Consider the following 7,453-nt stretch of genomic DNA (forward strand, 5'->3'; position numbering starts at 1 on the left):
CCACGGCGCCGCCGCCGGCTGCGGGCGGGAGCCCGGCGCGGGGCACGACGCTGCAGCGCGGTGCCTGCCCGCCGGCGGTGGCAATGAAGTAGTTCGCCGGCCCGTCCGGCAGTCCTCGACAGGCCAGACCGGCATCGGCGCCGCAACGCAACGCATTCATACAACAAGAACGGGAAAGGAGACTTCCATGGAAATTCAAGCCGCCATCGTCAAGGAAACCCACGGCCGCTTCTCGATCGAATCGCTCGAACTGTCGGCACCGCAGGCCGACGAGGTACTGGTGCGCATCGTCGCCAGCGGCATGTGCCATACCGACCTCGCGGTGCGCGACCAGCACATTCCGCTGCCACTGCCGATGGTGCTGGGCCACGAAGGGGCCGGCGTGGTGGTCGAGGTGGGCGCCAACGTGCGCAAGGTGGCACCGGGCGACCATGTGGTGCTCACCTTTGCCTCGTGCGGGCAGTGCCCGCGCTGCCTGCAGGGCAAGCCGGCCTATTGCGACGCCTTTCTGCCGTACAACGTCGGCACCTGCCGGCCGGACGGCAGCTGCACCCACCACCAGCATGGCCAGCCGGTGGCGGCCAGCTTCTTCTACCAGTCGTCGTTCGCCACGCATGCGATCGCGCATCACCGCAACGTGGTCAAGGTGCCGTCCGACCTGCCGCTGGACACGCTGGCGCCGCTGGGCTGCGGCATCCAGACCGGCGCCGGCACGGTGCTCAACTGCCTGAAGCCGGCCGCCGGCAGCAGCATCGCGGTGTTCGGCATCGGCGCGGTCGGCCTGTCGGCGGTGATGGCGGCCAAGGTGGCCGGCTGCGCCACCATCGTGGCGGTGGACGTGCATGCCGAGCGGCTGGCGCTGGCGCGTGAACTGGGGGCGACGCATGCCGTCAATGGCCGCGATGGCGACGCGGTGGCGGCCATCCAGGCGCTGCAGCCGGGCGGCGTGGATTTTTCGGTGGAAGCCACCGGCATTCCGGCGGTGATGGCACAGGCGGTGGAGGCGCTGTCGGGCCTGGGCACGGCGGTGCTGCTGGGGGTGGCGCCGGCCGGCGCGCAGGTGTCGTTCAACGCTGCCACCTTGCTGGGCGGGCGAACCATCCGTTCGTCGATCGAGGGCGACAGCGTGCCGGACGTGTTCATTCCGCAACTGATCGGGCTGTACCGGCGCGGGCTGTTTCCGTTCGACCGCATGGCGCGCCACTACGCGCTGGCGGACATCAACCAGGCAGTCGCCGATTCGGAAAGCGGCGCCACGATCAAGCCGATCCTGCGCATGCCGGCCTGAGCGCGCCGGCCGGCTGCCGCCTCCCCGCGTGCCCCTGTTTCCCCTCCCGTTTTTTCGAGGTTCGCCATGTCCGACATCTCTTGCCACGACGTACCGCTGGCCGACATCCAGCGCGTGTTCGCGCTGCAGAAACAACATCAATGGGTGGTCAAGGCCACCACTGCCGAGGTGCGCAAGCAAAAGCTCGAACGGCTCAAGCAGGTGCTGCTGGCGCACGCCGGCGAGGTGGCCGAGGCTTTGCGCCAGGATTTGCGCAAACCGCTGGAAACGCCGCTGCCGCAGGAGCTGGCCGGCGTGATCGCCGACATCGACGATGCGCTGGCCCACCTGCACGAATGGATGGCGCCGGTGGCGGTGCCCTCATCGCCGGAGCTGGCCGGCACGCAGGCCGCCATCCACTATGAGCCGCGCGGCGTGTGCCTGTTGTTCGGACCGTGGAATTTTCCCTTCCTGCTGGTGTTCGAGCCGCTGGTGCCGATGATCGCCGCCGGCAACTGCGTCATCGTCAAGCCCAACGAACTGGCGCCAGCCACCAGCCGGCTGGCGGCGAAGCTGATCCGCGAGGTGTTCGACGAGCGCGAGGTGGCGGTGTTCGAGGGCGGCGTGCCGCTGGCCGACGCCTTGCTCGAGCTGCCGGTGGACCACATCTTCTTCACCGGCAGCCCGAAAGTGGCGCGCACCGTGATGGCGGCGGCGGCGCGCCACCTAGCCTCGGTGACGCTGGAGCTGGGCGGCAAGTGCCCGGCGATCATCGACACCACGGTGGACCTGAAGAAAGTGGCGGCGATCGTCGGCGAGGGCCGCATGATGAACGCCGGGCAGATCTGCCTGTGCGCCGACCATGTGTGGATTCCGGCAGCCCTGCGCGACGACTTCGTCGCGCACCTGACGGCGTTCCTGCGCGAGCGCTACTACCCCGGCGGCACGCTGGACAAGACGCAGTTCGGCCGCATCGTCGATGCGCGCAACTTCGCCCGCGTCGGCGCCTACATCGACGACGCACTGGCGCGCGGCGCGCGCCTGGCCTGCGGCGGCGAGCGCGAGGCCGGCGACCTGACCGTGCATCCCACGGTGCTGGTGGACGTGCCGGCCGACGCCGACGTGATGCAGGAAGAAATCTTCGGTCCGGTGCTGCCGGTGATGACTTACCGCGACCCTGCCGAGATCGTCGACTTCGTGCGGCACGGCGGCAAGCCGCTGGCGATGTACCTGTTCAGCGACGACGCGGCCTTCGTCGACACCCTGCGGCATCACACCTCGTCCGGCGGCCTTACCGTGAATGGCTGGGCCCTGCACTGGTTCGAGCCCAATCTGCCGTTCGGCGGCGTCAATGAAAGCGGCATCGGCCGTTATCACGGCGTGCATGGCTTCCGCGAGCTGTCGCACGAGCGGGCGGTGCTGGCGGTGCCCGGCGCCGCCGTCGCCCGGGCCGATTAAGAGCCAAACGAGGGCTGGCAGCGGGGCAACCGAGGGCCAGCCGAGGGGCCACCGGGGATCGAGGGATCGCCCACGATGCCGGCGGCCCACTTTCTTCAAACGGATTTCCCATCCGATCACCGAGCGAGATCGCATAACGATGAGCACGCAAGACAAGATCGTCCGCATCGGCGGCGCGTCCGGCTTCTGGGGCGACAGCGCCCTGGGGGCGCCGCAACTGGTGTACCAGGCCGAGATCGATTATCTGGTGTTCGACTATCTGGCCGAGACCACCATGGCCATCCTGGCCGCGGCGCGCAACAAGCACGCCGAACTGGGCTATGCCACCGACTTCGTCGAGGTGGCGATGCGCAGCGTGCTGGGCGAGGTGGCGCGGCGCGGCATCAAGGTGGTGTCCAACGCCGGCGGCATCAACCCGCGCGGCTGCGCCGCCGCGCTGGCACGGCTGGCCGACGAACTGGGCGTGCGGGTGAAGATCGCGGTGGTCGAGGGCGACGACGTCGGCGCGCAGTTGCCGGCCTTGCGCGCCGCCGGCCAGCGCGACATGTTCACCGGCGCCGCGCTGCCTGAGCGCATCCTCAGCGCCAACGCCTACCTCGGCGCCCTGCCGGTGGCGCAGGCGCTGGCGGCGGGGGCGGATATCGTCATCACCGGCCGCTGCGTCGACAGCGCCACCACGCTGGGGCCGCTGATGCACGCCTTCGGCTGGCAGGCCAGCGACTACGACCTGCTGGCCGCCGGCAGCCTGGCCGGGCACATCATCGAATGCGGCTGCCAGGCCACCGGCGGGCTGCATACCGACTGGGACAAGGTCGAAGGCTGGGCCGACAGCGGTTATCCGGTGCTGGAATGCCGCGCCGACGGCAGCTTCGCCGTCACCAAGCCGGCCGGTACCGGCGGGCTGATCGCGGCGGCGGCGGTGGGCGAGCAGTTGCTGTATGAAATCGGCGACCCCGGCGCCTATCTGCTGCCCGACGTGGTGTGTGACTTCCGCGACGTGCGTGTCGAGCAGGACGGGCCCGAGCGCGTGGTGGTCAGCGGTGCGCGCGGGCGCGCGCCGACCGGCAGCTACAAGGTGTCGGCCACCTACCAGGACGGCTTTCGCTGCGCCGGCACCATGGTGATCATCGGCGTCGATGCGGTGGCCAAGGCGCGGCGCACCGGCGAGGCGATTCTCGAACGCACGCGGGCGATGTTCCGCCAGCGCGGCTGGCCGGACTACAGCGCGGCGCTGGTGGAGGTGATCGGCGCCGAGACCCTGTACGGCCCGCACGCGCGCACCATGCAGGCACGCGAGGTGATGATGCGGGTGGCGGTCAACCATCCGCAGCGGCAGGCGCTCGAACTGTTCGCCCGCGAAATCGTGCCGGCCGGCACCTCGTGGGCCCCCGGCACCACTGGCCCGGCCGGCGGCCGGCCGGGCGTGTCGCCGCTGATCCGGCAATTTTCCTTCACCCTGCCGAAACGCGCGGTGGCGGTGCACGTGGTGCTGGACGATGTGGAAACGGCGGTGGCGATTCCGCTGGACGGCGCCGACCCCGCCGCCTCGGCGTATGTGCAGGCGGTGACGACCGCGCAGGGAGCGGCGCAAGGGGAGGGGCAGGGGGACGCCCGCCGTGAGGCCATTGGCGCCGAGGCCACGGTCGTGCTGCCCTTATTGAAGCTGGCCTACACCCGCAGCGGCGACAAGGGCAACATCTCCAACATCGGCGTGATCGCGCGCCACCCCGACTACCTGCCGCTGCTGCGCTTGCAGCTCACCCCGCAGGCGGTGGCGGCCTACTTCGCCCACCTGGTGCGCGGCGAGGTGCGGCGCTACGAGGTGCCGGGCATCCACGCCTTCAACTTCATGCTGTTCGAGGCGCTCGATGGCGGCGGGCCGGGCTCGCTGCGCATGGACCCGCTGGGCAAGGGCATGGGCCAGATGCTGCTGGACCTGCCGCTGGCGGTGCCGCTGCCGCTGGCGCGGGCGCACGGCCTGGTGTGAATGCGGGGGCCGGCAGCCCGCCCACTGAGGGGGCTGCCGGCCTGGCCTGCCGTTGGCGGGCCTTGGCCAGGCTTAGCCGGTCACGAACAGGTCGAGTTCGGGCGGCAGGCCCGGCGTGGCCGCATACACGTCGAAATCGGTGACGCCGTGTTCGCGCAGCACCGCCTCGTCGAGGTGGAAGCGGCCGCTGGCACCGGGGGCGCGGCTGGGCTGGGTGAGAATGCAATGGGCGGCGTCGGCCATGATGTCCGGGCGGCGGCCGGCGGCCTCGGCCGGGGCCGCCAGGCGCAGCGCCGAGGTGGTGATCAGCGTGCGCGGCCACAAGGCGTTGGCGGCGATGCCGTCGGCGCGCAGTTCCTCGGCGAACCCCAGCGTCAGCAGGCTCATGGCGTACTTCGAGGTGGCATAGGCGGGGTAGGGCGCGAACCAGTCGGGGCGGATCTCCGGCGGCGGCGACAAGGTGAGGATGTGCGGGTTGGCGGCGCGCCGCAGGTGCGGCAGGCAGGCCTGCACGCAGGCGAAGGTGCCGCGCACGTTGATGTCCATCATCAGGTCGTAGCGTTTCAGCGGGGTGTCCGCGGTCGGGGTGAGGCTGATCGCGCTGGCGTTGTTGATGAGGATGTCGATGGCGCCGAAGTGCGCCACCGCCTGCGCCACGGCGGCCTGGATGGCCGCTTCGTCGCGCACGTCCACCACCACCGGCAGGGCACGGCCGCCGGCGGCTTCGATCTCGGCGGCGGCGCTGTGGATGGTGCCCGGCAGGCGCGGATCGGGTGCGGCGGTCTTGGCGGCGATCACCACGTTGGCGCCGTCGCGCGCGGCGCGCAGGGCGATGGCTTTGCCGATGCCACGGCTGGCGCCGGTGATGAACAAGGTCTTGCCCGACAACTGGGTCATGCTGGGTCTCCCGTGTTAGCCGGCCGGGCCGGCGGATACGGCAGAGCGTAGTGCCCGTGCGGCGGGCGGGCTTGCGCGGAGTGGCTGGATCGGCCGGGTCGGCGGGACCGGGGCCGGCCAGGCCGCGCGGCGCCGGTGAGGGCGCTCCGGCGTCAGGCAGCGCAGGTGAGCGGGCGGGCGGCGCCGGGCTGGACGATTACCGACAGGCGGCGCGAGCCGGCGAAGATGTCCTTGGGGCGCAGGCCGTACACGCTGCGAATGGAGTGGCTGAAGTGGGTCGAATCGGGGTAGCCGAGTTCGAGCGCCACGTCGGTGAGGTTGCGCGCCTGCGCCACATACGGCAACAGCGCCCGTGCGCGCTTCCAAGCACGGTAGCGGCGGTAGCTGACCCCCACCTCGTTGGCGAACAGATGCAGGAAGCGCGAGAACGACAGCCCGGCCTGGCCGGCGCTGCTCTCGGCGTCGTGCAGTTCGCACGGTTCGGCGCGGATGCGCTCGGCGACCTGGGCGATGCGGTGATCGAGCGGGCGGGTGACGAGGCGCGCGCCGAAGAACAGCTCGTCGAAATCGCGGGTGGACAGATGCGTCTGGCCGCACAGGCGCGAAAACGCCTCGCGCAGCCGGTCGGCCATGTCGCAGTGCGCCAGCGGCCGGATGCCCGGGGCCAGCGAGGCGGGCAGGTCGGCCGGGTCGATGTATTCCGGTTCGATCATCACCACGCCGATCAGGCGGTCGTCGGTCTCCACCCAGTGCGGCAGGTAAGGGGGAATGACGGCGAAACGGGTGGTGTGCCACGGGCCGTCTTCGATGCGGATGCGGAACGGGCCCGCCAGGGAGAGGTACAGGGTCAGCGACCCGAGGTTGCGTTGCTTGGGGGCGCCCAACAGGCCGGCATAGGCGATGCGGTCGCGGTTGATGAGCATGACTTTGTCGGGATGCTGCCCGGTGGCCCGAGGGGTGGGCGCCGGGCTACGGTACTGTCCGCAGCTGTGATCCATGGTGTGTCTCCTCCATGCGGGTGGCCGTCTGATGAGTATCGCCGCAGGGCGATCCGCGATAGGGTTTTCGCCGGTCCGAAGCTATCTTGGTACGCTGTTGCAAACAAAGCAAGTGATTGATTTTAATTGGTTTTAATTCTTATTGCATATCCTCGGAGGGGACGGACGAGGCCGGGTTTCCCGAGGCTGTCCGGCAGACCATAGCCGGCGGCGGCGGCGCCGTCTTGTGTTAACTGGTCTTGGGTCTTGCGCGGTGGGGTCTCTGACTTGCAGCGCAGGGGCTTTGTCCCCGGGGCAGCCACTCGACGCAAGACGGGATGGCTGGCCGACGCTTAGCCTGCAAGGCAGGCGCTCGCCATACCCTTGCCCCCTTTCTCACGGATGTCCGCCATGTCGCAAGCACTCCTCTACCCCTTTGCCGCGCCGCCCGCCGTGGGGCTGCGGCAGGCGGTGGCACCGGGCATCGAATGGCTGCGTCTGCCGCTGCCGTTCGATTTCGATCATGTGAATGTCTATCTGCTGCGCGACGGTGCGCACTGGCTGCTGCTCGATACCGGGTTGAATGTCGCTGAGACGCGCGACATCTGGCCGCGCGTGCTGGCCGGCTTGCCGGGCGGCGGCACGGTGTCGCGCGTGGTGGTGACCCACGCCCACCCAGACCACGTCGGCCTGGCCGGCTGGCTGCATCAGCGGCTTGGTGCCCGCCTGTCGATGAGCGAAGCGGAATGGCGCATGCTGTCCCACCGCGATACGGGGCATGCTGCGCGTGTCGCGGCTTACTGGCGGCGCGCCGGGGCGCCGGCGGCGATGGTCGAATGGGCCTGCGCGCGGCCGGCCGCCACTCAT

Annotated in this window: 6 protein-coding genes; 4 read left to right on the forward strand and 2 right to left on the reverse strand. The window is 70.2% G+C overall.

Annotated elements, in window-relative coordinates:
- Positions 1–187: 187 nt before the first annotated feature.
- From C666_RS17895 to C666_RS17905, 3 genes are all read left to right on the forward strand, one after another.
- A complete protein-coding gene (locus tag C666_RS17895; protein ID WP_004346560.1) occupies positions 188–1,288 on the forward strand; it encodes an NAD(P)-dependent alcohol dehydrogenase in 1,101 nt (366 codons plus the stop codon).
- A gap of 66 nt (positions 1,289–1,354) precedes the next feature.
- Positions 1,355–2,725, forward strand: a complete 1,371-nt coding sequence (locus tag C666_RS17900; protein ID WP_004346562.1) for an aldehyde dehydrogenase family protein — start codon at positions 1,355–1,357, stop codon at positions 2,723–2,725.
- 139 nt (positions 2,726–2,864) lie between these two features.
- Positions 2,865–4,712: an acyclic terpene utilization AtuA family protein gene (locus tag C666_RS17905; protein ID WP_004346564.1), complete on the forward strand. Its 1,848-nt coding sequence runs from the start codon at positions 2,865–2,867 to the stop codon at positions 4,710–4,712.
- A gap of 72 nt (positions 4,713–4,784) precedes the next feature.
- Here the strand turns inward: C666_RS17905 and C666_RS17910 are convergent, their stop codons facing one another.
- Both C666_RS17910 and C666_RS17915 read right to left on the reverse strand, forming a co-directional pair.
- Entirely contained in the window at positions 4,785–5,609 is an 825-nt protein-coding gene (locus tag C666_RS17910) for an SDR family oxidoreductase (protein WP_004346568.1), read from the reverse strand.
- A 152-nt stretch (positions 5,610–5,761) separates the two neighbouring features.
- A complete protein-coding gene (locus C666_RS17915) occupies positions 5,762–6,607 on the reverse strand; it encodes a helix-turn-helix domain-containing protein (protein WP_004346571.1) in 846 nt (281 codons plus the stop codon).
- Positions 6,608–6,997: 390 nt separating this feature from the next.
- Here C666_RS17915 and C666_RS17920 point away from each other — a divergent pair.
- Positions 6,998–7,453 (forward strand): MBL fold metallo-hydrolase (locus tag C666_RS17920; RefSeq protein ID WP_004346573.1); only part of this gene is annotated, 456 nt, incomplete at its 3' end.

Origin of the sequence: Thauera linaloolentis 47Lol = DSM 12138 (assembly GCF_000310205.1) — a bacterium.
Lineage (GTDB): Bacteria > Pseudomonadota > Gammaproteobacteria > Burkholderiales > Rhodocyclaceae > Thauera > Thauera linaloolentis.